This is a genomic window from Methylothermaceae bacteria B42 (assembly GCA_001566965.1).
GTDB lineage: Bacteria > Pseudomonadota > Gammaproteobacteria > Methylococcales > Methylothermaceae > Methylohalobius.
On sequence record LSNW01000034.1, the window covers coordinates 25,633 to 51,572 of the forward strand.

The 25,940-nt window shown below is 51.0% G+C and carries 25 protein-coding genes; 16 read left to right on the forward strand and 9 right to left on the reverse strand.

What is annotated here, in order from left to right; genetic code table 11:
* Window positions 1-3 precede the first annotated feature (3 nt).
* On the forward strand, window positions 4-654 hold the full coding sequence (locus tag AXA67_01155; GenBank protein ID KXJ39577.1) for a hypothetical protein: 651 nt from the start codon (window positions 4-6) through the stop codon (window positions 652-654).
* Between the two features lie 148 nt (window positions 655-802).
* Here the strand turns inward: AXA67_01155 and AXA67_01160 are convergent, their stop codons facing one another.
* A complete protein-coding gene (locus AXA67_01160) occupies window positions 803-1,774 on the reverse strand; it encodes a hypothetical protein (GenBank protein KXJ39578.1) in 972 nt (323 codons plus the stop codon).
* 143 nt (window positions 1,775-1,917) lie between these two features.
* On the opposite strand from AXA67_01160, the gene AXA67_01165 reads away from it, so the two are divergent.
* Window positions 1,918-2,253 (forward strand): hypothetical protein, encoded by a 336-nt coding sequence (locus AXA67_01165; protein ID KXJ39579.1) that lies wholly within the window; start codon window positions 1,918-1,920, stop codon window positions 2,251-2,253.
* 102 nt (window positions 2,254-2,355) lie between these two features.
* On the opposite strand, the gene AXA67_01170 is transcribed toward AXA67_01165, so the two are convergent.
* Together AXA67_01170 and AXA67_01175 are read right to left on the reverse strand one after the other, a co-directional pair.
* A complete protein-coding gene (locus tag AXA67_01170) occupies window positions 2,356-4,686 on the reverse strand; it encodes a hypothetical protein (GenBank protein KXJ39580.1) in 2,331 nt (776 codons plus the stop codon).
* Between the two features lie 318 nt (window positions 4,687-5,004).
* Window positions 5,005-5,493 (reverse strand): acyl-CoA thioesterase, encoded by a 489-nt coding sequence (locus AXA67_01175; protein ID KXJ39581.1) that lies wholly within the window; start codon window positions 5,491-5,493, stop codon window positions 5,005-5,007.
* A gap of 20 nt (window positions 5,494-5,513) precedes the next feature.
* On the opposite strand from AXA67_01175, the gene AXA67_01180 reads away from it, so the two are divergent.
* The 5 genes from AXA67_01180 to AXA67_01200 all read left to right on the forward strand — a co-directional run bounded on the left by AXA67_01180 (window position 5,514) and on the right by AXA67_01200 (window position 11,367).
* Entirely contained in the window at window positions 5,514-7,913 is a 2,400-nt protein-coding gene (locus AXA67_01180) for a phosphoenolpyruvate synthase (GenBank protein KXJ39582.1), read from the forward strand.
* A complete protein-coding gene (locus tag AXA67_01185; GenBank protein KXJ39583.1) occupies window positions 7,910-8,872 on the forward strand; it encodes a hypothetical protein in 963 nt (320 codons plus the stop codon). Before AXA67_01180 ends, AXA67_01185 begins: the two co-directional genes overlap by 4 nt.
* A gap of 111 nt (window positions 8,873-8,983) precedes the next feature.
* A complete protein-coding gene (locus AXA67_01190) occupies window positions 8,984-10,153 on the forward strand; it encodes a histidine decarboxylase (protein KXJ39602.1) in 1,170 nt (389 codons plus the stop codon).
* Complete coding sequence (locus AXA67_01195; protein ID KXJ39584.1) at window positions 10,146-10,592, forward strand: hypothetical protein; 447 nt, start codon at window positions 10,146-10,148, stop codon at window positions 10,590-10,592. The genes AXA67_01190 and AXA67_01195 overlap by 8 nt, the downstream gene beginning before the upstream one ends.
* 49 nt (window positions 10,593-10,641) lie before the next feature.
* Window positions 10,642-11,367, forward strand: a complete 726-nt coding sequence (locus AXA67_01200; GenBank protein KXJ39603.1) for a hypothetical protein — start codon at window positions 10,642-10,644, stop codon at window positions 11,365-11,367.
* A 1-nt stretch (window position 11,368) separates the two neighbouring features.
* Here the strand turns inward: AXA67_01200 and AXA67_01205 are convergent, their stop codons facing one another.
* From AXA67_01205 to AXA67_01230, 6 genes are all read right to left on the reverse strand, one after another.
* Window positions 11,369-11,767 carry a cytochrome C gene (locus AXA67_01205; GenBank protein ID KXJ39585.1) on the reverse strand — a complete coding sequence of 133 codons (399 nt, stop codon included), beginning with the start codon at window positions 11,765-11,767 and terminating at the stop codon, window positions 11,369-11,371.
* 13 nt (window positions 11,768-11,780) lie between these two features.
* Complete coding sequence (locus tag AXA67_01210; protein KXJ39586.1) at window positions 11,781-12,869, reverse strand: serine/threonine protein phosphatase; 1,089 nt, start codon at window positions 12,867-12,869, stop codon at window positions 11,781-11,783.
* Window positions 12,869-13,990 (reverse strand): cytochrome-c peroxidase, encoded by a 1,122-nt coding sequence (locus tag AXA67_01215; protein KXJ39587.1) that lies wholly within the window; start codon window positions 13,988-13,990, stop codon window positions 12,869-12,871. The genes AXA67_01210 and AXA67_01215 overlap by 1 nt, the downstream gene beginning before the upstream one ends.
* A 500-nt stretch (window positions 13,991-14,490) precedes the next feature.
* Window positions 14,491-16,083, reverse strand: a complete 1,593-nt coding sequence (locus AXA67_01220; GenBank protein ID KXJ39588.1) for a hypothetical protein — start codon at window positions 16,081-16,083, stop codon at window positions 14,491-14,493.
* Entirely contained in the window at window positions 16,080-17,015 is a 936-nt protein-coding gene (locus AXA67_01225; GenBank protein ID KXJ39589.1) for a hypothetical protein, read from the reverse strand. The genes AXA67_01220 and AXA67_01225 overlap by 4 nt, the downstream gene beginning before the upstream one ends.
* Before the next feature lie 9 nt (window positions 17,016-17,024).
* Window positions 17,025-17,249 carry a hypothetical protein gene (locus tag AXA67_01230; protein KXJ39590.1) on the reverse strand — a complete coding sequence of 75 codons (225 nt, stop codon included), beginning with the start codon at window positions 17,247-17,249 and terminating at the stop codon, window positions 17,025-17,027.
* 2 nt (window positions 17,250-17,251) lie between these two features.
* Here AXA67_01230 and AXA67_01235 point away from each other — a divergent pair, with 2 nt between their 5' ends.
* The 9 genes from AXA67_01235 (at window position 17,252) to AXA67_01275 (ending at window position 25,611) form a co-directional block, all read left to right on the forward strand.
* The gene (locus AXA67_01235; GenBank protein ID KXJ39591.1) at window positions 17,252-17,611 is read left to right on the forward strand and encodes a hypothetical protein; all 360 of its coding nucleotides are present in this window, start codon (window positions 17,252-17,254) and stop codon (window positions 17,609-17,611) included.
* A 63-nt stretch (window positions 17,612-17,674) separates the two neighbouring features.
* Window positions 17,675-19,735, forward strand: a complete 2,061-nt coding sequence (locus AXA67_01240) for a TonB-dependent receptor (GenBank protein KXJ39592.1) — start codon at window positions 17,675-17,677, stop codon at window positions 19,733-19,735.
* Between the two features lie 152 nt (window positions 19,736-19,887).
* Window positions 19,888-20,250, forward strand: coding sequence for a hypothetical protein (locus tag AXA67_01245; protein KXJ39593.1), 363 nt, complete (start codon window positions 19,888-19,890; stop codon window positions 20,248-20,250).
* The gene (locus AXA67_01250; protein KXJ39594.1) at window positions 20,247-20,867 is read left to right on the forward strand and encodes a hypothetical protein; all 621 of its coding nucleotides are present in this window, start codon (window positions 20,247-20,249) and stop codon (window positions 20,865-20,867) included. Before AXA67_01245 ends, AXA67_01250 begins: the two co-directional genes overlap by 4 nt.
* Window positions 20,868-20,923: 56 nt before the next feature.
* The gene (locus AXA67_01255) at window positions 20,924-22,024 is read left to right on the forward strand and encodes a hypothetical protein (GenBank protein KXJ39595.1); all 1,101 of its coding nucleotides are present in this window, start codon (window positions 20,924-20,926) and stop codon (window positions 22,022-22,024) included.
* Complete coding sequence (locus AXA67_01260; GenBank protein KXJ39596.1) at window positions 22,005-22,349, forward strand: hypothetical protein; 345 nt, start codon at window positions 22,005-22,007, stop codon at window positions 22,347-22,349. Before AXA67_01255 ends, AXA67_01260 begins: the two co-directional genes overlap by 20 nt.
* A 188-nt stretch (window positions 22,350-22,537) precedes the next feature.
* Window positions 22,538-23,140, forward strand: coding sequence for a hypothetical protein (locus tag AXA67_01265; GenBank protein ID KXJ39597.1), 603 nt, complete (start codon window positions 22,538-22,540; stop codon window positions 23,138-23,140).
* Entirely contained in the window at window positions 23,137-24,573 is a 1,437-nt protein-coding gene (locus AXA67_01270) for a hypothetical protein (protein ID KXJ39598.1), read from the forward strand. Before AXA67_01265 ends, AXA67_01270 begins: the two co-directional genes overlap by 4 nt.
* Window positions 24,574-24,690: 117 nt before the next feature.
* Window positions 24,691-25,611: a hypothetical protein gene (locus AXA67_01275; GenBank protein ID KXJ39599.1), complete on the forward strand. Its 921-nt coding sequence runs from the start codon at window positions 24,691-24,693 to the stop codon at window positions 25,609-25,611.
* Window positions 25,612-25,940 lie beyond the last annotated feature (329 nt).

Consider the following 25,940-nt stretch of genomic DNA (forward strand, 5'->3'; position numbering starts at 1 on the left):
GCCATGTCCCTTTATCCTCTCCAGCGTTTGCTGGAACGTATTTACGCCATAGAAATCGGTTACCAAGTGGATGATTTTCTGGTGACCGATCCCGATTGGGTGGCGCAAGTGGATGCCAGCCCTGATGCCCGGTTGATCAAAGAAAAACTGCTGATTATGCAACAAGAAGACGCTCTGGATCTGGCGCTGTTTCTGGATCCTGAGGTGATTGCATGCTTGACCAAGCACGATCCCTTCGAGGCTCTCCATGATGAGAATTTGCAGGCTTTTTTACTGGCTTTGGAAGGGGTCAGCCATTTTCTTTATCTGGGCTGGCATGCTGGACTTGATCGCAATGTCACGCTTTTGGAGCTGGAGCTACAGGCGGAGGTGGACAAATATGTGTCCACTTTATCGCTGATCAGAAAGCAATTTAAGGGACGTATTCCAAGGGAACTGAGGGCCCAATTATTTGACCGCTGTGTTTATGACAAAACGCTGAAAGAGGCTCAACTTATCCGATACAAAGATGCCAATCGTTATGCGGGGAAATATTGTTGGCAACTTGAAAACCGCTATCTGAAACGAAAGCAACTGGCAGCCATGTGGCAGGATTTGCGCCACTTTTACCGGTTGCCCCAGGGGCAGAAGATTCGCCGGATTGATTATTCGTAACAACTGCTCCATATTGGAAGATGACCCTATGGGTGACTTGTTCCGAAAGACGCCGTTAATACTCCCGGTACGCTTGCCCAGCCAAAGACGTTTCCTTCACAGGCCGCCCATGGGGCCACGAGCAGTCACGATTGTTCTTGAAAATGGCTCAAAACGAGGGCTGGCTAATCTGGAAGCCGTGCTTTTCTAAAAGTTTGATAATACCCTCTTTCCCTACCATGTGTGCCGCGCCGACGGTGACAAAATAGGTTTTTCCGTCTTCCAATTGGAGCAATTTGTTGGTCATATTATGATTGCGGCGGGCGAAAACGGCTTGATAAAGTGGTTCCATGGCCGGGTCGGGAAAGGCTTTGCGGGTGAGCCGGTCCATTAAGTCGGTATCGCCGGTTTGCCAGGCTTCCATCAATTGTTGAAAGTCTCCGTTATATTGAAATTGATCCATTAGCTGCTGAAATAACAGCTCTCGGGGCAAAGTAGCTATTTGCCGGAGCAAGACTTGCTGGGATGCCAGGGTTTCCAGGGGAATTACCGGTTTATTATCTTGGCTTGCAAGCTGCAGAAAGTGACGGTCAATGCCCAGTTCCGGGCGGTAGCCTGCTTGCTGCAGGAATTTTTGCGTTAGGAGCATTGAGATGAGCCAAGGGTTCTGTCCTTTCAGTATTTCAAAGGGGATGCCTGCTTTTTTGGCAAAGCCTTGCAATGCGGTTTCAATTTGCGGAGGTAATGGCGGGTTTTGATGTTGTGAATTGTTCGCCGTTAAAGTTTGAGCCATGGATAATGCAGACTGCATCGGTGCATTACGAATATCGACTTCCACCACAACGGCGTCCGCTTTGCGGTAAGCTTGCATGATAGGGTCAGGCAAGGGATACAGGTCAGCCTTACCAAAATGAATCGAGCCCAGCAAATACAAGATTTTGTCTTGCTTGACCGCTCTCCAGAAAAAACGCCGGGAAGCGTTTTTATTCGATGTTTGGAGAACAGCACCAACTTTCGATTCGCAAGCTTTGTACTGATAGGAAACGCGACCGTCCGGATCTTTACAGCGAAAAATTGCGGCGTTCAAAGGTTGAACCAGCAGGAAAACGGTCAAAAGAGTAAAGATATATCGGGCAGTCATAGGCTAATAGGTAAATAGACTCTGAGGAAGGTGCTTAATAATAAGGATAGTCTATCAAAATCGGGAAAAAGGGCCGTGTCGCCGCAAATTTCTCAATATCTCCTATACTTTTGTTAAGTTGTAATTTTTGCTTGAGGTGATGAATGACCGACAAAAGGAGGGAGCCCAGGTTTCCGGTTTTAGTGCCACTGCGTGTATTGGACACAGGTACCGGCGAACCTATTGGTGAATTGGCCAATCTTTCCCGTCATGGAATGATGTTATTGAGTCGGTATATGATTCAACCCAATCAGATCCTGCAGGTTGAAATTGCCCTTCCGAGTAAAGGAGATTTGCCAGAAAGAATCAATTTGGGGATTGAAAGCCTTTGGTTTGAGGAAGATGACGAGGGGGATCAGTACTGGATTGGCTTTCAAATCATCGACCTGGCACCAGACAACACCCAACTGCTGGAAACTTTAATTGCAGAGTTTTGCTAGCTCGGGGCGGGCGTTAATTCAAGAATCACCGAATATCTTCCTTTACATTTTCCGTCAATCCACTTAGGACGTATCCCAAAAGCCGATTATTGGGAGAGAGATTTAATCCGGCTTGCTCAGCAAGTTGTGGATTTTCTGCAAAGTCCTTTCTACAAACGGTTTCTTTTCCAGTTTTAAAATTCTTGTTTGGCCGTCGAGAATTTCCTGGGCCAGCTTCTTCAATGGCCGGACAGCAACCTGGATACCTGCCTGGTTGACGAAAATATAGTATGAGGTTTTGGGGCTGAACCAGGATAGCTTGGCCCGGATGGTATGGCCGGTCTTGGGGATGTCAAACTCAAACCAGGTGCCCAGTTTTATTTTCTGCAGTTGTTGCAGGATATCCTCGAGCTCCATGGGAGGCGGGGTTTTTGCTTTTTTCTGGCCAGGCAATTCTTCTGGATCGATATCCTGGAGCAGGGGATATTGTTCGGGCGTGATTTCCGGCTCAGGCAGCGGGGTTTTTTCAAGGGCGGTTTCCAGCATTTTGTGGTGAACCGCAGCCAGCTCTTTCAAAAGTTGCTCGGTCGTATTTTCCGGATCGCCGAGAAGACCCAAGCCATCCCGGATGTCCTGTTCCAGCGCTGGGATTTTTTTTCTAAATATCTGCTGTTCTTCTGGCGTGTCTTTGGGTTGCACACTCCAGATGATATCTTCGGTAATCTTCAGATGCTGTTGCCAGATGTCGCTATCGGTACCCTTGCGCAAATAGAGCAGTACCAATAAATTGGCCCAAGGGCCAAAGAGCAGTTTTTCCGCCGCTTTGGGAAGATTTCTACCTTTGACAATTTTGACCAGATGGCGGGCTACCGTTTGCCGGGCTTCCCGGAGCCGCTCCTGGCCCTTGGCTTTTTCTATGGAGCGTTTTTCCGCCATACGCGCGCGCTGGTGGAAGCTGCGCATGAATTCATCAAACTCTTCCAGAACCTCGGAAAATAGCTCTACGTTGTCGTCAAAGTCCACCAGAATCCGATTGACCACATCGCGCATTCTTGAAAAAACCACTTGCTCGTTTTTATCTGTGGCATTGCACAGCGCGCCGGCTTGGGTCAAAGAATTTAACAAGCGGCGAGCTGGGTGGCGGCGTTTGAAGAAAAACTTCCGGTCCAGCAAAGCCACCTTGAGATACGGTGTGTGCAAGTGACTCAACAAAGCTTTGACAGAATCGGGCAGGTTGCCGTCATTGAGTACCAACTCAAATAGCATGCCCACCAACTCTATGACATCAGCGTCAGTATGACTGATATTGTGATGCTTGATAAGTTCTGCAAGTTGATCGAGTTGGTGAGTAAACTCTTCCTTGATCTGTTCCAGGGAATAAGTGGCAATATTGGCAGGCACCGTCGTTGTCTGGGAGCCGCCGGCTTGAGTCGATGCGTTAAGCGAGGAAATCAGCTCCTTTAGATTGCTCGATGGTGTCGTGCTGACTGGCTCGTTGGTACTTACGCCACGGCGCTGTCTGAGCAATTGACTGATATTTTCAAAGACTTTATGTTCCTGGGCTTCTTCCCGGGTTTCAGGTTCCGTGGTTTCATCTTGCGGAGGTGGCGGGGAAGGGGAAGCGGTTTTATTGAGATTTTTTAAAGCCTCGGCCAATTCATCTTTGGTTTTGGTATCCGCTTCAGGTGTTTCCTCAACTGCTTCTGGTGCCTCTTCAAGATCGGCTTCACTGTTATCCACCTTGGGCGGGGCATAGATCGGAGAGTCTTCTAAATTCGGGAGAATGCCCGCTTCAATTAAAGTCCGATTGTAATCTTGATAGATTGCGTCTGCTTGACGGAGAACATATTTATCAAAAATTTCGATTAAACCGATTTTGACGCCAGCATCAATTGGGATTTCCAGTATAGATAATGCGACGCGATAAGCATTGCATACGTGTTGCGGCCCACCCGGAAGTAGTTCGCTCCGCTCGCCGGGTTTAGACCCTCCGTTGATGACGGCCAGCCGGTGATTGAGGGTATAAATGTATTCGCTGTAATTGACGTAAGCGTTGTTGGCGACGGTGTCGAAGGCCAGTTCGATTTCAAAAGATTCTTTTTCAATCAGCGCCAGCTTACTACGCTTGGGTGAGCTTTCTTCCTCTTTCTTTTGGTTTTCCGTGTATTGATTATGCCCTAGCGTGAAGCGCTCAAACCCCGCTACTAATTCGTTATAAAAGTGCTGCCCCATCGCCTCGTTTTTGTCAGCAATTTCCTGCTTGACATCCAGGCAATGGGTTTGAAAAACATTGCTTTCCGCATGTTCCGCAAGCTGGGTCAGCTCTTCATCCATGGCTTCCAACATGCCGTTGAACAGTTCGGAAAACTCATTGACTACTTTTTCCCGGCAAGTGTGAAGTAAATCAACATATCGAGGAAGAACACCGGGATAACTGGAAGGTTGTGACTGCATGCAAAATTCCTGTTAGCACTTGAATAGCAGCTGGGGTTGGCTGAATTTGTAAAGCAAAGCTGTTGAATACTAGATACGAGTTGTGAAGACTTATTAAATAAGAAGATTATAGCTCATGCAGGCAACAAAATTCAGAGGTTGTCTTTGAACAAACGTAAAGGATAGACGTATGTATTTACTGAATGATAGTGCATTAATTTTTAAGTATAGCACCAGCCTAGAAGGCCATAGCAACTAGACGGAGAAGTATTTTTACAAAGTCACCATTGCTTTTGCACTTTTTAAAAATCAATTGAATAGGGAATTTAAAAAGATTTGCTAAATTTCTCCCTTTGTATGCAGCGTCTTGATTTTATTGGCAGCTTCCTTGCGTAAGGTGCGGCGGATCTGGGCGGCACGGTGGCGTCTTTTTTCCAGGTCGGTTTCCAGTTCCAGAGGGGGAACAGGAATGGAGCGCCCCTGTTCGTCCTTGGCCACCATCGTGAAGTAGCAAGATGTGGTATGACGTTTGCTGCGGGAAGTGATATCTTCTGCAATAACCTTAATACCCACTTCCATGGATGTGCGTCCGGTATAATTGATATGGGCCTTGAAAGTCACCAGTTCTCCCACATGAATGGGTTCTTTGAAGAACACCATGTCCAGTGCGGCAGTCACCACATAGCTGCCGCAGTAGCGTGCGGCGCAGGCGTAAGCGACTTGATCGAGCAATTTCAGCAATGCGCCCCCGTGGACCTTGCCGGCAAAATTGGCCATGTCTGGCGTCATCAAAACTGTCATGTGCAAGCTTTTTTCTTGATTGGGCATAACAAATTCAGGAGTCAGTGATGAGTTATCGTTTCATCCGCTTTTTTGCAGAGTTGAGTATAGATGATGTGCCACTGGTAGGGGGGAAGAATGCTTCCTTGGGTGAAATGTACCGGCAGTTAACCCCTAAAGGCGTCAAAGTTCCCAATGGCTTTGCGATTACCGCCGAAGCTTATCGGTATGCCTTGGAAAAAGCTGGCGCCTGGGAAGCTTTGCATCAGGCATTGGATGGCCTTGATCCCACCAATGTGGAAGACTTGAAACGGCGAGGACGCCGGGCGCGGCAGATTGTGTATGAGGCCGGTTTGCCCGAGGAGTTGCGGGAAGAAATTCTTGCCGCTTACGCTGAGCTGGAGAAAGAATTCGGACCGGAATTGAGCGTGGCCGTGCGTTCCTCTGCCACCGCGGAAGATTTGCCTACCGCCAGCTTTGCCGGCCAGCAAGAGACTTTTCTCAATATCCGTGGCGGGGAGGCGCTTCTGGATGCAGTGCGCCGCTGTTTTGCCAGTCTGTTTACGGACCGCGCCATTCATTACCGGATCGACCAGGGATTCGATCACTTCAAAGTCGCTTTGTCCGTGGGCGTACAAAAAATGGTGCGTTCCGATCTTGCCGCCAGCGGGGTGATGTTTTCCCTGGATACAGAAACCGGCTTCCGGGATGTGGTGTTTATCACGGGCAGTTATGGTTTGGGGGAAAATGTGGTGCAGGGAGCAGTGGACCCGGATGAGTTTTATGTCTTCAAGCCCACTTTCAAGCAAGGTTACAGGGCGGTGCTGCGGCGGCGGTTAGGGTCGAAAAAGATCAAGATGATCTATGCCGAAGGGGGGCGCAATACCACTCGCAATGTGCCCACGCCCAAGGCGGACCAAGAGCGTTTTTGTATTAGTGACGACGATGTATTTGTCCTGGCGGACTATACCATCATTGTGGAGGATCACTATGGCCGGCCCATGGATCTGGAATGGGCGAAGGATGGCATTGATGGACAGATATATTTGGTCCAGGCCCGCCCGGAAACCGTCGCTTCCCAGAAACGGGCCCAGATTCTGGAAGAATATCGCTTGACTGGGACCGGTAAAGTATTGATTGAAGGCCGCGCCGTGGGGACCAAAATCGCTACGGGCAAGGTGCATGTCATCGAGGATGTCTCTCAACTCCATCAATTTCGTCCCGGCGAGGTTTTGGTGGCCGATACCACCACGCCGGATTGGGAACCGGTGATGAAAACCGCCGCCGCCATTGTCACCAACCGGGGCGGGCGGACTTGTCATGCGGCCATCGTTGCGAGGGAATTGGGCATTCCCGCCGTGGTGGGGACTGGCAATGTCACCGAGGTGCTGACAACCGGTCAATTGGTGACGGTTTCCTGCGCCGAGGGGGATGTGGGCCGGGTCTATGAAGGCGAGGTGCCATTTGAAGTCATCACCACGGATTTGTCCCAATTGCCCCGGCCGGATACGGAAATCATGATCAACCTGGGCAATCCCGACTTGGCGTTCCAAACTTCGTTTCTACCCAACGACGGCGTGGGTCTGGCGCGGATGGAATTTATCATCAACGAATATATCAAGGTCCATCCCATGGCCTTGGTACATCCCCACCGCGTCAAGGACGAAACAGAGCTCAAAATGATCGCCAAACTCACTCGCGGCTATGACGATCCGGAAGAATTTTTCGTCCGCACTTTGGCGGAAGGGGTGGGGACCATTGCCGCGGCTTTTTATCCCAAGCCGGTAGTGGTTCGGATGTCTGATTTCAAAACCAATGAATACGCCTCGCTTGTGGGGGGGCGCTGGTTCGAGCCGGAAGAAGCCAATCCCATGCTAGGCTTCCGTGGTGCTGCCCGTTATGCCCATCCCGCCTACGAGGAAGGCTTTGCCCTGGAATGCCAAGCCATGAAGCGGGTCCGGGAAATGATGGGGCTTACCAATGTGATTTTGATGCTGCCGTTCGTCCGCCGGGTGGAGGAAGCCAAGCGGGTGTTGTCGAAAATGGCGGAACTGGGACTGAAGCGGGGGGAAAAGGATCTGAAAATCTACTGCATGTGCGAAATCCCCAACAATGTCGTGTTGATTGACGACTTTGCCCAGCACTTTGATGGCTTTTCTATCGGCTCTAACGATTTAACCCAGTTGACGTTGGGGGTGGACCGGGATTCCGAACTGGTGGCGTTCGATTATGATGAACGTGACCCCGGGGTAAAGGCCATGATTATGCTGGCGATTGAAGGTTGCCGCCGCAATCAGGTGCATTCTGGATTATGCGGCCAAGCGCCGTCGGACTACCCGGAAATGGCGGAATATCTCGTGGAGTGTGGAATCGATTCCATCAGTTTGAATCCAGATACCCTGCTGCAAACCACCCGTTTAATTCTCGAAGTGGAAAAGCGGTTGGGCCGGAGGCCGAGAATCCAATGACCCCGATTTCACTCCCCCCCATCACTACTTTGACGCTGAATCCTGCGGTGGATGTGACCTATGAAATCGACCACTTGGTCAAAAACCAAAAGGTTCATTCCAAAACCAGCCGTTTCGATCCAGGTGGCAATGGCATCAACATCGGCCGGGCGCTCAAGCGGCTCCAAGTGCCAGCCAAGAACTTTTGCATACTGGCCGGTGAAACCGGGCAGTTCCTGGAACGCTTGCTGGCCCGGCATGTGGAAGATTTTGTGTATGTGCGGGTTGCCGGGGAGACCCGTATCAACGGCACGATTATCGAGCTGGACAGCCAATCTCAATATGAAGTCAGCGGTATAGGCCCGCCGCTTGTGTCCGACGACTTACAACGCTTGTCACAGCAGTTCGTTGAAACTACCGCCGATGGTTATGGGGTTGTGACCGGCTCGATTCCCCAAGGGGTGCCGGAAGACATCTATGCCTTGCTGATTCATCAAATCCGCGCGGCTGGCGGACGGCCGATACTTGATGCCCATCGTGGGCTATTACGCAAAGGGATAGAAGCGAAACCGTTTCTGGTCAAGCCCAATCGATATGAACTGGAACAGCTGACCGGCAAATCACTGGAAAACATCGAGACGGTGGTGGCGGAAGCGCGCAGGCTGCACGCCGAGGGTATCGACTATGTCTGTGTTTCCCTGGGTAGGGAGGGCGCGGTTTTGGTGGGGGATGACATTGCCCTACACGCGCTTCCCCCAAGCGTTCCGGTGCGCTCCAGCGTGGGAGCAGGCGATTCCATGGTGGCTGGGTTGGTGGCGGGATTTGCCCAAGGTTTACCCGTAGAAGAGACACTGCGCTTGGCAGTGGCCTGCAGTGCTGGTACGGTAAAGCATCCGGGGACGGAATTATTTTTTGCAGAAGAATTGGCGGCGTTGAAATCAGAAATTCACATCCGGACGCTAGACATCCTGTTTGAATAGATTTGCAGGTACAAAAACGATGTCTAGAACCTCAGGGCGCTTATGAATTATTTTTCAGAATGTCGGCCAAGATTGCCCGTTGCCTCTGAGGATGGGGAAAGCCCATTGTCGTTGACTTGTGCGGACGATAATCCCCAAAAACGTCTCCTGTTGGGTTATCCCATTAACTTCAATCCCCCGCCGAAGGCTTTTTTCAGATGGCGCGAACACCTGTGGAACAAGGGGGTCGGAAGATTTGCCTGGAATAATGGGGGCAATCCCTATCAGCCGGCGCCAGTTTCCTATAATAGCCACGAATTTGAGCGGGAATTGATAGAGCGATTTGGCAAAATTTACCGGTTCCCCGCAGGTCGGCTATGGGGATTTTTATCCAACAGCGGCACCGACAGCAACATGCAAGGCATGTATATGGGGCGGACGCTGCTCAAGGGCAGGACGGGACGTTTGCCCAAGTGTTATTTCACCCGCGAAGCGCATTATTCGATTCAAATTCTAACGGATCAATTAGGTCTGGAACGCGTGTTTGTCGATACCTTGCCTGACGCCAGCCTGGACCCCCAAGACCTGGCCCGGAAAATTGCCGCGCATCGCAAAGACCCTGTGTTGGTGGTGGCAACGGTAGGCACTACTTTCAAGGGCGGCATCGACAGGATTGAGGCGATTCAAGCGGTGGTGCGGGAGTATCCCGCCTATGTCCACGTAGATGCCGCATTGTTTGGAGGTTATTTGCCGCATACCCTCTTTGCCCCGGCCATCCACTATTCCGAAGGCAGTGGTTGCAGGCCCCGTTATGATTCCCTGGCGGTTTCCTGTCATAAATTCTTCGGTTTTCACTCGCCGGCCGGGTTATTCATTACCACCCAAGCGACATTCGATGAATTTAATGCGCTTTTCAGCCGCATCCACAGTCCCGAATATATCGGTCATGTGCCCGGTACCATTGCCTGCTCGCGGGATGCGGTAAAACCGGCAGAGTTTTTTTATTACGCCAGTCCCGAAGATTTTGCGCGTCAAGCTGAAGATGTCAAAGCCATGCTGGATAATACCCAGTATTTTCTAAAGGCGTTGCAAGCTCACTTCACCCATCTCTTGCCCAGACGGGTTTGCGAGGCTTCCAATATTATTTTTTTCAAGCAACCCGCCCCGTGGATAGTCAAAAAATATTCCCTGGCGACCATGAAGCTGGAGGGCGTGGATTTTGCCCATGTGGTAGTCATGCCCCATGTCACGCAATCTGTCATAGACGAATTTTTATCGGATTTGGAGCGTTCCCATGGCTGATTTCGACGCCAGGCGAATCGGAGTATTAGAAAAGGCCGAACATTATATTTACATGACGGCGGGTTATATCCTGGTCGTTGCTGCGGCGGGACTGCTGGCAATGGCAGTAGTAGAAATGGTAAAGCTGCTTCTCGACGGCCACTTTACCGAAGCAATCGTTCAACTTCTGGATCGGGTCCTCCTCGCATTGATGTTGGCAGAGATTATATATACCTTGGGTCAAATTGCCCGGACCCAGAAATTACAGGTGGCGCCCTTCCTTATTGTGGGTATTATTGCCGCCATTCGCCGCATGCTGATTATTACTGCCGAAAGTGCCGGTAATGTCGATCTTACCGATCCGGGGTTTCAGGCCATTTTGGTGGAACTGGGCCTGCTTGCCGTGATTATTTTCCTGCTCACCGGCGCCATGCGTTTAATGCATGGGTGTGAAGATTGAATTCAAACCAAACTATAGCGTTGTTTCAGATTTATTGGATAGTGGGGTAATGGCTTCTCGGCACAGGATTCTGGTGATTGATGACGATCCCCATATCGGTGCCTTGCTGCAGGATTATCTGGGCCGTTATGACTTTCAGGTAACCCACGTCGCCCGTGGCCACGAAGGGGTTGAATGCCTGCAAAAAGAACTCATGCATTTGGTTGTGCTGGATATACGCCTGCCGGATGAAGACGGTTTCGCATTGCTCAAAAGCATACGGCAACGATGGGACATACCGGTCATTATGTTGACGGGGTTGCAGGAAGAAACTGACCGTGTCGTAGGGTTGGAGCTGGGGGCGGATGATTATCTCACCAAGCCCTTCAGCCCCCGTGAACTCCTGGCGCGAATCCGGGCAGTGCTACGGAGAAGTGGCAAGCCAGTCCGGTCGCGAGGGCGGATTTATCATTTCGAAAGTCACCGTTTGGATGTAGACAAAAGGACTGTCACCTTGGCTGACGGCAAAACCTTGAAACTGACCGCCAGCGAATTCCGTTTGTTGAAGATATTTCTCGACTCTCCGGGCAGGTTGTTTGACCGGGAAACCCTGCTTGAGCTTTGCCATCCTTATGGTGAAGAAGTTTATGATCGAAGTATCGATGTTCAGATCCTCCGCCTGCGGCGTAAATTAGAGCAGGATCCAGCCCATCCTCAATTGATTGTGACCGAGCGGGGAGCCGGTTATCGTTTTGCCGCTGACGTAGAAAAAGTGGAGGCCAGTCACCCCCAATGATTCAATGCTTTCCTGGCGCCAGCGGTACGCCCCGGCGTTCCCAGGTGATATAAGCTTCCAGAGCGATCATCTCGTCACTATCCAGGGGCAATGGTTTGCCTTGCAGCGGGTTTTTCAGACACCAGTTGATCATCTCCCGCAAGGTAGCGACCTTGCCCAGTTGCTTTTGGAATTTGGGATAACTTTCTGGGTGGGTGTTGGCGCCATTGGGGTGGCATTGGTCACAGGAAACCTTGTTACTGCCCAAGGTGGCGTGGAATAATTTTTCGCCTTTTTCCATCACCTTCATATACTCAGCCCGCCAGCGTTTGAGATCTTCTTCCGTGAATTCATCGCCATACGCTGTGGGCGCTAGGATCAAGACAGTCAAAACCGGTAACCAGCATTTGAGAGATGTCATTTTAGGGCCTCCTTCAATAGTGAAATTGGGGTGGAATGCGTTTATCCGGGTCTTGATATTTCAGGTCTACCGGGTGCTCTAGCTTAAAGTCGAATGCCACGGTACGGTTTTCGTTCATCCACAGTTGGTAATGGTTGGTGATGGCGCCGCTGTCCATGTCGAGAATATCCCAGCCGGTGCCGTCCCTTTCATGAAATGGATCGGCGCGGTTCATGAACACTGTCAACTTGGGAACCTGATTGGGTTTTTGCACATAACTGACCGGATAGGGCCAGGGCCAGGCGGTGGCCATCATGGCGTAAAAAGTGATATTGCCAATTTGGTTATAGAGTACCTGGTGAACGTGGCCGTGGAGAACGGTAACCCGCTGGAAACGCTGCAGCAGTTTTTGCACTTTTTCCGCATCATCGGTCCAGAAATTCCAGGGTTTGAAGATCTTGTACAAGGGCGAGTGCGACAACACTACAATTGGCATGCTGGCATCATACTTGGCCAGGTCCTGTTTGAGCCATTGCAGTTGGGACTCGCCCACCATGAAAGGCGAGCCTTGGGGATTGTCGAGGCGGGCCATATTCAGCATCCGTTCCATCGGCGTTTTCCAGCGCTTGATCCAGTCCTCATAGGTAAGGATGCTGTTGAGTACCACGAAATGCACGCCTTTGTGGTCAAAGCTGTAATGTAGGGGACTGATTTTGTCTTCCCAAAATTCACCCATGTCGAGATAAAAATCATGCTCGCCGGTCACCCAATGGACAGGCGGGCGAAGGGCGGACATTAATTCCAGCCCGTGGTCCAGTTCTTCCCGTTTGCCCAGTTGAGCCAAGTCGCCGCCGTAGATGACAAAATCGGGCCTGGGAGACATCAGGTTGACTTCCATGATGGCTTTGCGCAGTCCCTGGTCGAAGTTGCGGGTGAACTGATTGCCTTTGATATGGGTAAGATGAGAGTCAGAAATATAGGCGAAGGTAAATGATTCGTGCTCGACTGATGGCTTCTTCCCCATGCCCCAGCTAATTTCCACCAAACTGAAGGGGAGAGTGGCAGCCGCTCCTGCGGCAGCCATCTGTTTGAGGAACTGTCTGCGATTGACTGGCATGGTGATTACCTCGTGTTAGCTTGCAGTTTGGCGAAACGGCTGCTGGTAAGCGATTTCATGAACGTTACCAGATCGGATTTTTCCTGGGGTGTGAGATTCAGCGGTCGGATGCCGCCATCCAGCATGGGATTGTCGCGCCCTCCTTTGTCATAAAAATCCACGACTTCTTCGAGGGTCTTGAGGCTGCCATCGTGCATATAGGGCGCGGTGAGCGCAATATTGCGCAGCGTCGAAGTTTTGAATTGGCCGATATCCTGGGTATCTCCGGTCACGATGAAGCGCCCCAACTCTGATATTTCCACTTGGGTCAGCACCGTTTCATCTACCTCTTTGCCGGCCTGTTTCGCTTGGCGGAAAGTGGCAATGATTTCCGGCAGGCGGGCTTCGATTTTGTCAAAACCGACACCCAAATTGTGAAATTGATTATCGGTAAATAGCGCGGTGGATGCTTCAATGACGTGACAGCTAACGCAGCGTCCTTTATCCCGGAAAACCGCCAAACCCCGGATCGCAGCAGCCGACAGCGCCTTTTTATCGCCTCCGAATTGATACCGGTCGAAAGGGCTGTCGCCAGCCACCACCGTGCGTTCGAAACTGGCAATGGCCTGGGCCATGTGGTCAATGGTAATGCGATCTAGCGCCAAGCCAAAAGCCTGGCGGAACTGATTGCGGTAGTTAGGATCGGTGCGGACGATTTGGACGATGGGGTCGTGGCTTTTCAATCCATGTTCAATGGGATTGATGAAAGGATCCTTGCTTTGAGCTTCAAGGCTGGGACGACGGCCGTCCCAGAATTGCAGCTTGTAATAGGCGGCATTGATGACCGTGGGCGCATTACGGGTTCCTTTTTGGCCGCCAATGCCTTCAGAAACCGGCAGCCCGTCTTGAAACGCCAGCTCTGGTTTATGGCAATGGGCACAACTGATCGTGCCATCGGCGCTGAACCGCTTGTCTTCGAACAGTAACTTACCGAGACGGGCTTTTTCTATCGTCAGGGGATTGTCTGCCGGTACCGGGACGGGTGGCAAGCCGAGCAAGGTTTTTCCCTGGGGCAGGGTGATTTCCTCCGCGCACGCGACAGATAGACCGAATGCCAAGGTGGACATTACCAGAGCTGGAGTTTTCATGCTGTTTCCTATCGGTGATAAATATAAAGCGTGACTTCAAATCCCAAACGCAGGTCGTTAAAACTAGGTTTTTCCCAAATCATGGTTTTTTCTCCAAATTCCCGTTTCTGACAGAAAGGAGAATAATCCCAAAGTGTTACTGGAAAATTTCAAATTGGGCTGGAAATGTTACCAACGGTAACAATTAACCCGAATATTTCACCAGCCGACTTCGGGCCTTCAAGTAATTAATTGAGATGGTAAAAGGAAATTTTTCAATTTAATCTTATTCACGAAGTACAATTTGCACCTGGCCCGAATTCTATCCCGGCCCTGGCTTGTCCAGGCACGCCTGGACTTGGGTTTCCCTCAAGCCATAGCTACGGCTATGCCTTTCAGTCCAACCCGGCGTCCAGCCGCACCTGTCCTGCGCCATCATCCGGGATGCTGGTGAAATATTCGGGTTAAGGCATTGCTGAATAATTCAGCGTTGCTTATAGAACGATGTTGGGCGCGGCTGATTACTGGATTTTGTTTTTTTGCCGGGAATTGCCGGAAATAGTGGATGGGCAAGTCGGGAACAGGATTTTGATGGTGCAGCCACGGCCGGGCTGGCTTGTCACTTCAATCTGTCCATTATGATTGCGAACGATCCGGTCTACCATGGCCAAGCCCAGACCGGTACCGCCTTCCTTAACCCGGCTGCTGAAAAAAGGTTCAAAAATCAGCGGCAGGTGCTCCGGCGGGATGCCGCAGCCGCTGTCGGTGATCTGGATCTCAATTCTATCCGGAGCGGCAAATTGCAGCGTGATAGTTAGACACCCTTCATTGCCCATGGCGTGAATGGCGTTTTGGCAAAGATTCATCAACATTTGTTGCAGCTGGGCAGGATCACCGGCCATCGTGGTTGCCGGTGGCAAGTGATTTTCAAAACGCACCTGAATACCCGGGGGCGCCAAAGGCTGTAAAAGCTTCAATGTTTCTTCGGTTACAGTTGTTATATTGACAGGTTGCAGACGGCTTTTTTGTGGGCGGGCAAAGTTCAACAGCCTTTCCACCAGGGTTTGCCCCTGAACAATAATGGTTTGAATTTGCCGTAATGGCTTGTGGGCTGGATGATCTGGAGAAACATCTTCTTCGGCCATTTCCCCGTAGCCGCGCAGGGCGCCTAGCAGGTTGTTGAAATCGTGGGCAATGCCGCTGGCAAAGGTTCCCAGTGCTTCCATTTTCTGGGCTTGCAGAACCTGGCGCTCGAGCTTGGTTTTTTCCTGTTCTGCCTCAAGCCGGCGCTGCATTTCGGCTTTCAAATCCCGGTGGGTTTGTCTCAGTTGTTGCAGGGAACGGTATAAACGTGCTTGCAGAACCAACAAGCCGATAAGGAAACCGGCGGCGGCTAAAAATAATACAAGACGAAACCCAGTGGCGCGGTTTTCCAATTTGGCTAGTTGGGATTGATGGCGTTTCTCCAATTGGAGGGCGACTGTATAAACGGGCAGATCCAGTAACTGTTGCAAGTCTTTTTCCAGCCCTGGCAAGACTCGGATAATTAATCGGCTGTGGGCGCCCAAATGCATTACCGTGGGCTGGCGGCTGAGACTTTCCAGTTTTTGGAGTTGTTTTTGCAAGGCTTGCCGGTGGCGGTCATGGGGATGGCGGATAAAACGCAACATGGCAGCGCCCACGGCATCGGCGGCGGTGGCGGTTTTCTCTGTTTGATTAGCTAACGTCTCCTGGAGTTTCAAAAAATACGAGAGCGAGTTGCGTAACAGCGCGATACTGGATTTGTAATCTTCGAGGTGCTGACTTTTTTGGTCGAGCAAGTTGCTGAGCCTGGAAATCAATGGTTTGAGCGGGGAATGACCGGCATGATTTTGTAGTTCCGCCAAAGCCTGGCGGCAAGTGGTCATGGCTTGATTGAGAGAGTCATAATGGAGCAAGCTGCCGGTGCGCACTAACAGCACATTGCGGTTCAATTCCGTATCGCGCAATTGCAGGCTGCGGATGGCGGCTGCCGCCCGGGCCGCGGAAGTGACTTCCAGTGCCGCTGACTGATAAAGCAGGGTCAAGGGAATGGCCACCAGAACGAATATCAGCGTTAATTTGGAGGTGCTCATTTTCCCTTCACTGGCTGGCCGAGGTAAGTGCCGGTTAGGGTATGGAGGAAAGCGACAATCGCGTTAATATCCTCTTGGGGCAACTGAACCCCTAGTTGATACTCGCCCATGATAGCGACGGCTTTCTTCAGGGTAGTGACTTTGCCGTTGTGGAAATAGGGCGCGGTCACGGCGACGTTCCGTAGGCTGGGGACGCGGAAGACATAACGGTCACGCTCGCGGCCCGTTACCGCGAAGCGGCCGGGATCGTCGCCTTTGAAATCACGGAATACCCCCAGTTTTTGGAACAAGTTGCCGCCAATGTTGATGCCTTGATGACATGCGGCGCAGCCATAGGATTTGAATTTTTCGTACCCCGCGATTTGCTGCGCGGTCATGGCGTTAGAGTCTCCGCGCAGGTAACGGTCGAAAGGGGCGTCGGGCGTGATCAATGACAATTCGAAGGCAATCAGCGCATCCAACACGTTTTGCCGTTGTATGCCGTCGGAATAGAGCTCAGAGAATTGGCCGGCATAGTCCCTATCCGCCTCAAGCCTTGCTAGCAACTGAGGCCATTTTGCCTTCATGTCATGTTGTAGCGCCCGTTGTGCTTGCGCCTGCAACGTGGGAACGTCGCCATGCCAGTGATAGCGGAAATTGAAACGGACATTGAAAACCGTTGGCGTATTGTGTGGGTACGGGGTTGAAGCAAGGATGGGTAAAGGGCGATTATCGTCACCGCCTTTAGCCAATGCGTGGCAGCTGGCGCAGCTTAGGCTCCCATCTCCACTCAGACGGGGATCGTGAAATAGTTTTCTGCCCAAGGCAACTTTTGCCGGAGGTTGGAAGTGTTTCCGGGGCAGCGGGAGGATGGGTTCGGCCGCCTCAGGACTGCCAATGATGAACCAGAGGCAAGAATAAAGCGCGATTTTCCATTTCGGCATCGGTGGCATGGGTAGTTTCTAACGAAAGCTAAAGTAGGCTGCCAGTAGTTTTCGGCTGCTTTTGAGGCATATAACCCAATTATGCGCGATTTGGCGTGAAGGATCATGGATGATATTGGGGTCATTTTTATAAGAATATGATTTTAAAGGCAAATATATTCTGGCATCAGGATTGCAATAAGGTGTTTGTCCCTTTTTGAACAGGGCAAATTTTTTGTTTAATCCATAATGTTTAGGAGTCATCGATGAAATACCCTATTTCCATGATTTGGTTGCTGGCGGTATTAGTGGCCGGGGTGTCCATGCCGACGCAGGCCGGGGGGCGCTACCAGGATCCACCGCAATTCATAAATGAAGTCGTGGCGAAAGCCCAAGAAGCATTGAATGCCATCAATAAAGAGGATTACGAGACGGCGATGTCTGCTTTGTCCGAGGCGAGAAGTTTGGCCAAGGAATCCAATAAGATGAAAACCACCGCGCCCATGCAAGTTGCCAGTGGAGATCTGCGCATGGCAAAATCCGCGCTGCGTAAGAATGAACCTGACAAGGCAAAGCTGGAGGAAGTGATCCCTTATCTGACCAAGGTGATTGAGTCATATCAATAATTCTTTAAATCCTTGTATTAATAGACAATTGCGCCATTTAACCACCTCGCTCATTCGTTTCAGATGATTTGGAAAGGGACTAAATGCGGCCAGGGACTGGCCATTGGGGTTTTTTGTTCATTGGCGCAAAGTGTATTGGCCACCCCGCCGGTGGTGCTGGAGGAAATGGAAGTCGTTGGCCGGGCGACGGATTTGACAGGCATTTCCCGTTCCGCCTCGCAGGGTTTTGTTGGGCAGCCTGAATTTGAATTCCGCCCCTGGTTGCGGGTAGGGGAACTGCTGGAAGTGGTGCCGGGGATGATTGCCACCCAGCACAGCGGCGCGGGCAAGGCCAATCAATATTTTCTGCGGGGTTTTAATCTCGACCACGGCACGGATTTCGCCGCCTTTTTGGACGGGGTACCTTTGAATGTGCCAAGCCATGGTCACGGCCAGGGCTATTTGGATCTCAACCCCTTGATTCCGGAACTGATCGATTACATCGAATATGGCAAAGGCCCCTATTATTCGGACGTAGGAGATTTTTCCTCCGCCGGTTACGCCCGCTTTCACACGGTTTCCCGCCTGGAAAAAGGCTTTGTCAGCCAGACTTTCGGCCAGGATAATTTTTACCGCACGGTGGCCGCCGATTCGGTTGATGTTGGCCTTCACACTTTTTTGGCGGGGGGAGAAGCCAGTTTCTATGATGGTCCGTGGCAAGAGTCCATGGACATGCGGCGCTTCAAAGGCTTGCTGAAATGGAGCTTTGAAGGCAATGGCCAAGGGTTTGCCGTTACCGCCAACGGTTATTACAACGACTGGACCGCCACCGATCAAATCCCCCAGCGTGCCGTCAAGGCGGGTTTGCTTTCCCGCCTGGGTACCATTGACCCCAGCGACGGCGGCCAGATTCACCGCTTTGCCTTGACGTTCAATGGCTGGAAGGATTCCCGATGGGGCAATACCCAATTGACCCTGTATGGCTATTATTCGGATTTGCGGCTATATTCCAATTTTACTTTCTTTCTCGACGACCCAATCCACGGCGATCAAATTTTCCAAAAAGACCGCCGTCTGGTAGCGGGCGGGACGTTCAACCATCACTGGCATTGGCAGTGGCGGGGGGTTGACAGCGGATTCAATCTGGGCGCCCAGGTGCGCCATGACTTTATCCCCAAGGTAGCGCTTTACCATACCCAGCGGCGGCGGATTATCAATCCGGTGAGAATTGACCGGGTGGATGAAACCAACGTGGGGCTGTATTTGGAGAATACCACTCAATGGCACGAGAAAGTGCGGACCACGGCAGGCGTGCGAGGGGACCTGCTGTTCTTTCGGGTTGAGGGCCGTTTCGCCGGCATCAATTCCGGCGACGCCTCCGATGCCATCGTCAGCCCCAAGTTTGGAATTGTGCTGGGGCCCTGGTATGACACAGAGCTGTATTTTAATTATGGCATGGGTTTCCACAGCAACGATGTGCGGGGCGCTAAGACCCGCATCGATCCTATCACCGGCGAGTCTGTCAAGCCTGTGGATCCCCTGGTGCGTTCCCGAGGTTTCGAGGTGGGACTGCGCACAACCTGGCTGCCGGGGTTGACTTCCACGCTGGCGCTGTGGCAACTGCGTCTGGATTCGGAGCTGGTATTCGTGGGAGATGCCGGCACCACTGAGCCCAGCGGTAATAGCAAGCGCTACGGAGTCGAATGGAGCAATTATTATCAGCCCCTGGACTGGCTGACCCTGGATTTCGATTTAGCCTTGACCAAGGCCCGGTTTGAAAACAGCGGCGGAGAGCATGTTCCTAATTCAGTGGGACGCGTGATTACCGGTGGCGTGACGGTGGATCTGCCCAACGGGCTTTTCGGTTCCGCGCGGGTCTGCCACTTCGGCGCCGTCCCCTTGAATGAAAAAGGTACCGTGGAGGCGGGCAGCACCACCTTGCTCAATTTGGGATTGGGTTGGCGCTGGCGCGACCGGTTGCGGGTGGAGCTGAATATCCTCAATGTCACCGATAGCAAGGATAACGATATCGCCTATTTCTATGCTTCCCGCTTGCCCGGCGAACCTGCCCAGGGCGTGGAAGACGTCCATTTTCATCCCGTTCTGCCCCGCCAGTTCCGGGGCACCCTCCGGGTGTTTTTCTGAAATTGCGGGAATTGTGTCGTATGCCCGGTTAATACGGCAAATCCCGCACTTTCAAAGACTTGCCCGCCTGTAGGCCGCATGATTGCGATGCCAAATCTGGCACGTTTTTGGCACCTAAATCCATTAAGAAAACCAGAATCAGGAGCCTGTTCATGCGAAAAAGTCTTTTGACGGGTGTGTTGATACTGTTTTCCCAGGCGGTTTGGAGCCACGCGATTTTGGTGGAGGCCGAGCCGGGAGACAACCAACATCTGGCCAAACCGCCCAAACAGATCAAACTGCGTTTTGATGCCGCCATCGGCAAGCGTTATCTGGCGCTGGCGGTGATTGATAAGGATCGCCACCGGGTCGACGCGGGAGATGCTTCCCGCGATTTCCTTGATCCCAGCATTGTCACCGCAACCCTGGCGTCACCGTTGCGTCCAGGCGAATATCTGGTGCGTTACCGGGTGCAGTCGGCCGATGGCCATATCGTGACCGGGCGTTATCGTTTTATTGTAGGAGAACAGCCATGACAGTATTACACAGGTGGTTATTGCTTGCTTTGTTGCTTCCATTGACAGGCCATGCGGCGCCGCCCAAAGGCAGCGGCGGGGCGGACTGCATGGCGACGAGCGGTTTCTATATTGTGCATTTCAATGCCTTTCAACCCGGTGTCAATAAAGACAAAGATTCCGGTAATCAACGCAAGCGGGATTTTCAGCCCTACTGCAGGGAACTGCCGCAAACCGGCAAAACCTATTTTGGCATTGATTTCATCGACCGGGATGTGCGCAAGATGCCCATTGTCATGCGGGTGGTGGAGGAGAAGACCAGCGATAACAATGATCAAAACAATATCACCCGTACTTTGGTGAAAACCCCGGCGCGGATCTATAGCAACGGCGTGGCGGAATTGGCGGTGGATTTCGACAAGCCAGGAAATTACGCCTTGCTGATCCAATTTGGCGAGGAACCGGGATTTGGCGATGATATTCTCCGGATTCCGCTGCAAGTCGCCACCAATAATGTGCAGATTCCTTTCCTGGCTTACGCTGCGGTGGGCGCGGGCGGCATATTCTTCGCCATGATGTGGTTTTTCCTGCTGATGGCGTTTCGTGGCGGGAAATTGGAACTGGAAAGAAAGGCGTGAGCAGCCAGGCTGCTTCCCGTTGGCTAACAGGGAAGCGTGCAAGAACCAAGACCAGGATGCATGGGCGGCGGTTATGGGTTCAAATTCATATTTGGATCGCCTTGTCCCTGGGTTGGCTCATAGCCTTGGTGGGCATGAGTGGCAGTGTATTGATCTACAAGGCGGAGCTGGATCAGCTTTTCCATCCCTCAGGTCAACCGCCGTCACGTTCTGGCCCACCGGTGGAAATCAGCCGGATCATGGCGGTGGCTTATTCCCTGTTTTCGAAGGACTCTGGCAGTTGGTCGCTGACTTTTCCACAAGAGACAGGCGAACCGTATCGGGTGACTTATTTCAACAATGATCTGACCCTGGATGCGGCAGAACCGGTGGACATCTGGATTGATCCTTATCAGCCCAGATTGTTGCGCCTGGAGCAGGCGGGTGGCCGCTGGCTGGAGGATTGGCTCTACCGGTTTCATTCGACCTTGCTATTGGGCGGCCAGGGAAAAGGCTGGATTGCTGTCTTAGGTGGCGTGTTTGGCATTTCGGTGATCAGCGGCCTGTATTTGTGGTGGCCCTGGCGAAAGGCGAAGTTCCGCGGGAAACTATTGGATTTTCATCATTGGGGCGGGATGCTTAGCGCGCCGGTATTGCTTTTTAGTATTGCCACAGGCCTGTATTTGGCGATTCCCCCGCAGTGGGTGCCCTGGTTGCACGAAGAGAAAACAACGGTTCAACAGGATTCAAGCCAAAGTCCTTATGCCGGCAAACGCCTGCCATTGTCAGTGGAAACCATCATAGACAGGACCTTGGCAGTTTTCCCTGGGAGCCAACCGAGGCGCTTGTCCTTTCCTGAAAATCTGGATGATTTTTATCTGCTGGAACTATATTGGCCAGGCTATGCCGATACCCCAAAGGGCTGGGTAAAGGTAGCGGTGGACGCCTATCTCGGGAGGGTGATTTCCTATCAATTACCGCCCCATCAAGGAGTCCGGTCGTGGCTGGAACAATGGATCTATTTACTGCACAATGGTTCGGCCATGGGCTCCTTGGGCAGGGTGGTGTTATGTCTTGGCGGATTGTTTCCCAGTCTATTGATGGTGACAGGCACTTTAACCTGGTGGCGCCGCTATCAGCGCCGGAAAAAAAGGCGCTATGAGTTATTACCTGGCTAAGCTGGTAATCAGTGCGATTTTAATTGTTATCATCTCGGAAATTGCCAAGCGCCATGCGTTGATCGGGGCGGTTTTGGCATCCGTGCCCCTGGTATCAGTCATCGCCATGATATGGATCTATTGGGAAACCCACGATACACAGCGGATCATCGCATTCTCCCACGAGATTATGAAATTGATGCTGCCATCATTGGTGCTTTTCCTGCTGCTGCCGGAACTACTGGAAAGAAAGGCAGGGTTCTACTTGAGTTTGGGGTTGTCGATCGCCGCTACTGCCGCTGCTTATGGTCTGACAATCTTTTTGCTTAGAAAAACGTTTTCTTGAACCAGGACCACGTTATTTAAATACCTAAAGGATTGAATGGAGGGGCAGGGGGTCTGCTTCGGCTTGAATAGATGACGGAGACCTGTGTTTTGAACCTATCCTACTTGCAGACTGAATTGGATAAGCAGACAATGGCAACTATTACCTGGGGGCAGTTTTTGCATTTTTTTACGATGTAGGAGGTGGTAATGATGAAAGGTTTGTTTGGTTCCATTGCGTTAAGTAAGTTTAATGGATGGCAGGTTACTGGCTTTCTGATCCTTTGTGCTTTCTTCTCGGCTAACGCCAATGCTGTGTTATTCAAAAAAGGCGATGTGGTGATGGGGGAATGCGGGGATATCTATCAAAAAGGCACAATTAAAGCCATCAAACCCAATGGCTATGTGCTCAGTTTTGATCCCAAGGAAGCCAGGCCGCTGAAATGCGTGCCCTATGTCTGGAAAGATGGATTTTTGCATCGTTATAAACCAACCCAATCTTTCGCCATTAAAGGCCACGGCGGCTTTTTATGGATTCGCGAAGCCCATCCTGACTTGAAATTCCAGCGGGGAGAGGAAGTTGGTTTTGATTTCCGGGTCGAGCGCAAGGCGTTGCCGGATAAAAAATACAAGCTGATGGGCGTGATCCGGGATATCACTTCCGATGGTTTGATTGCCATAGAAATCACCGGCGGCGATCCCAAAGGCCGGGAAGAATTTGAAAAGCGTATCGGAAGAAATTATATGAAACTGGAAGACCACGACATGTTTCATGGGGAAAAGGTTAGGCGATTGGGTTTTAATGACAAATGAATACAACAAACAAGGTTCTCTCCTGGAATACGAGAGCACTACAGACTATTGCCTGCGCGGCTCTGGCTTTTTCTTGTATTGATTTTTCTTGGGCGGACGCCGTGATTGGCGTATTTTCGGATAAGACAATCCATCAGCCGGGAACCCAACCCCCTGGCCTTTGGGTGGCGGGACAGGGGGATCAAAAGACCATGCTGGTCGATGTCCATGTGGGATTAATCGCGCCAGATGGCACGGTCTATGAGTATCCTGATTGGAATAGGGATTTGAAGCCGTGGTTGCCCTCTTTTACACTACCTTCTAGGGCAAAAGTCTCACCTATAAAATTAACTGATCTACGGAATTTCCCAGCCCCTCTAACCCCGGGGCGCTGGCAAGTGGCTGCGGCATTGACTGAACCGGGGACACTGAAACTTATCTCTCTGGCCACCCAGCCCCTGTTAGTAACAGGAACGAAAGCAACCGATGCGGCTGGCGATAGACTGCGATTTGGGGTCTTGAGTCTGTCGGAATTTAATAGCCATGCTGGATCGAGAGAAAGGGCCGGGAACGGGACAATGAGTTCCAGAGTGGCCTCGGGTTCTTTTATGGAGTTGTGTGCAGATGAAAATTTGGGGAATTTGCCAGACGACCTCACTGATTTTTCCCTGGATGGTCAACCTGTGGATGAATGCCGCATACAGATCTCAGAAAAACCCGGCAGCGGCCCAGACCTTCCAACGCCGAGTGCCAGTTGTTCCACAAGTTTGCCACTTGATGCAGGTGATCCACTTGTTGTGACTTCAGATCAAGGTGTTTCCCTTCCCGTACCCCGAATACAGCCACGGATTTCTGATAAAGTTGAAAGAAAACAAAGGCCAGGTGTTTCAGAGGCCAGCGACTTTTTATATCAAGCCCTGATGCCAGATAATTTCTTCCTGTCCAAGGCGGTTTATACCTTTTCTGGTCAGGGAGGAAGTCAGATTGGCCCATTTTCTGCGTCATTGAAGGCACCGGCCTCTCTGCAACTGGTTTCGCCTGATTTGAGCGCAAACTCCGCTGTGCTTGATCCTAATTCGGCAATGACTATACAGTGGAACGGAAATGACGGTCAGGGGATTGTCAATGTTTCATTGGTGGCTAGTAAAACCGAAATAGACGGTGATATTCCAGATACAGGAGGGCGGGTAGTTCGGTCGCCACGGGGGAGAGGCATTACCACCAAGATAACCACCCGCATCGTCCATTGCCGGTTTGCCGATGATGGGGAAGGCAGGGTTCCAGAAAATCTTATCAAGCAGTTAACGGATGGACTGGATAATGCTTTGTCCATGCCAATCGTCATGACGGTCTTCAGAAGTCAAACGGCATTTTTTAATACTGACCGTAATGATCTGGATGTTGGAATATTTTCTATTAATTCTGGCGTAAGCGGGTCATTGTCATTGCAATAACCTGTGGTGTGTTCGGAAATTTCAGGATGAAAATAATTGCCGGGGTTTTATATCAACAGATAAAGAAGATATTTACTATGCTTGGCAATAGGAATTATGGATTAGTGGGGTTTCCACATGAATGCCAAGCAGCCTTGCTTTACTCAGTTACATATTGATACAGCCCGTTTTGCCAGTGATGATTTCAATCTTTTCCATGATCCTGTCAAATGGCGAAGACTAAAGAATAATCCTTTCGAAGGTCCTATTGTATTGGGATTCCAGACCGAATGTTGGTTGGCTGAAGCGCTGCGGGAAATACAAGAAAGTTATACCAATCCCCAATTAATTCGTGAATTGCGTTGTAGTAATTTTCAGATCAATTTTGCCGGGGCGCTCAAACCCGGCCAATCCTTTAAGCTAATCGTCAAAAAACCCAAGTGGGACCATGACAAGGGAATACTGAGCTATCGGGTCATGATCAAAAATGAGAATGGAATCGTATTAATGGGATATCACCGTCTTTCCCGCCAAGCGCTTACTTTGGGGAAAGAGGATTTAACGTTAATACCAAATCTGGACTCGTGCGTGGATCGGAAACCGGTGACAGGCACACCGTATTTTCTCAAGCGAAAATACATGATGACTGCCAATGCAAAAAATTTTCTGCTTGGGTCACTGGTGGATCCAAGCCATTATTTTGATGAATTGGAAAATAAAGTGATATTTCCGGAGCTATTTCCCGTGAGTTATATTTCTTGCGCATTATTGGAACGCGCCCATACGCGTGGCCACGACTTTGAAACAGATCCTATGGTATATACCCAACACCACATTTCCCTGGATCGGGTTCTGACCGAAAACCTAAAAAGTAATGACATCCTTAATATATTGGTAGCCCCGGAAGATAGTAATCCAGAGGATGAGATGCAAACCAATAGCCAACAGGAAAAATACCATTGTTTTGGAATAGTAGATGGCCAAGTATTATTCCGTGCCAGGATTGCTTTGGCGCCACTGTCTGAAGTCGTTAAAGCGCACGCAAAGTGTAAAGGTTAACATTCGATTGGACAATCATCGGTTTTTCGAGCGTCAAATGATAACGGCAAGTGATTCTATTTCCTCGCCAGCAAATGCTCCCCCTTGGTTATACCATGCGATTCCAACGATTTTTTAACGAATTGGTTATTTCATGCAGTACAAGACGAATCTTCCAACCTTACCGCCGGGAGTGGATTGAAACTTATTTGGGAGTGTGGTTTTCCCCTTGCGTACGCCGCGAACCACGGAAGCCAAGCGCCGCCTGGAAAAGCGGCGCTGTCATGTTGACACAAGGAGTCAGATTCCTTTCTGAGCAGGAGTCAACTCTTTGAGCCAGCCTTCCACTT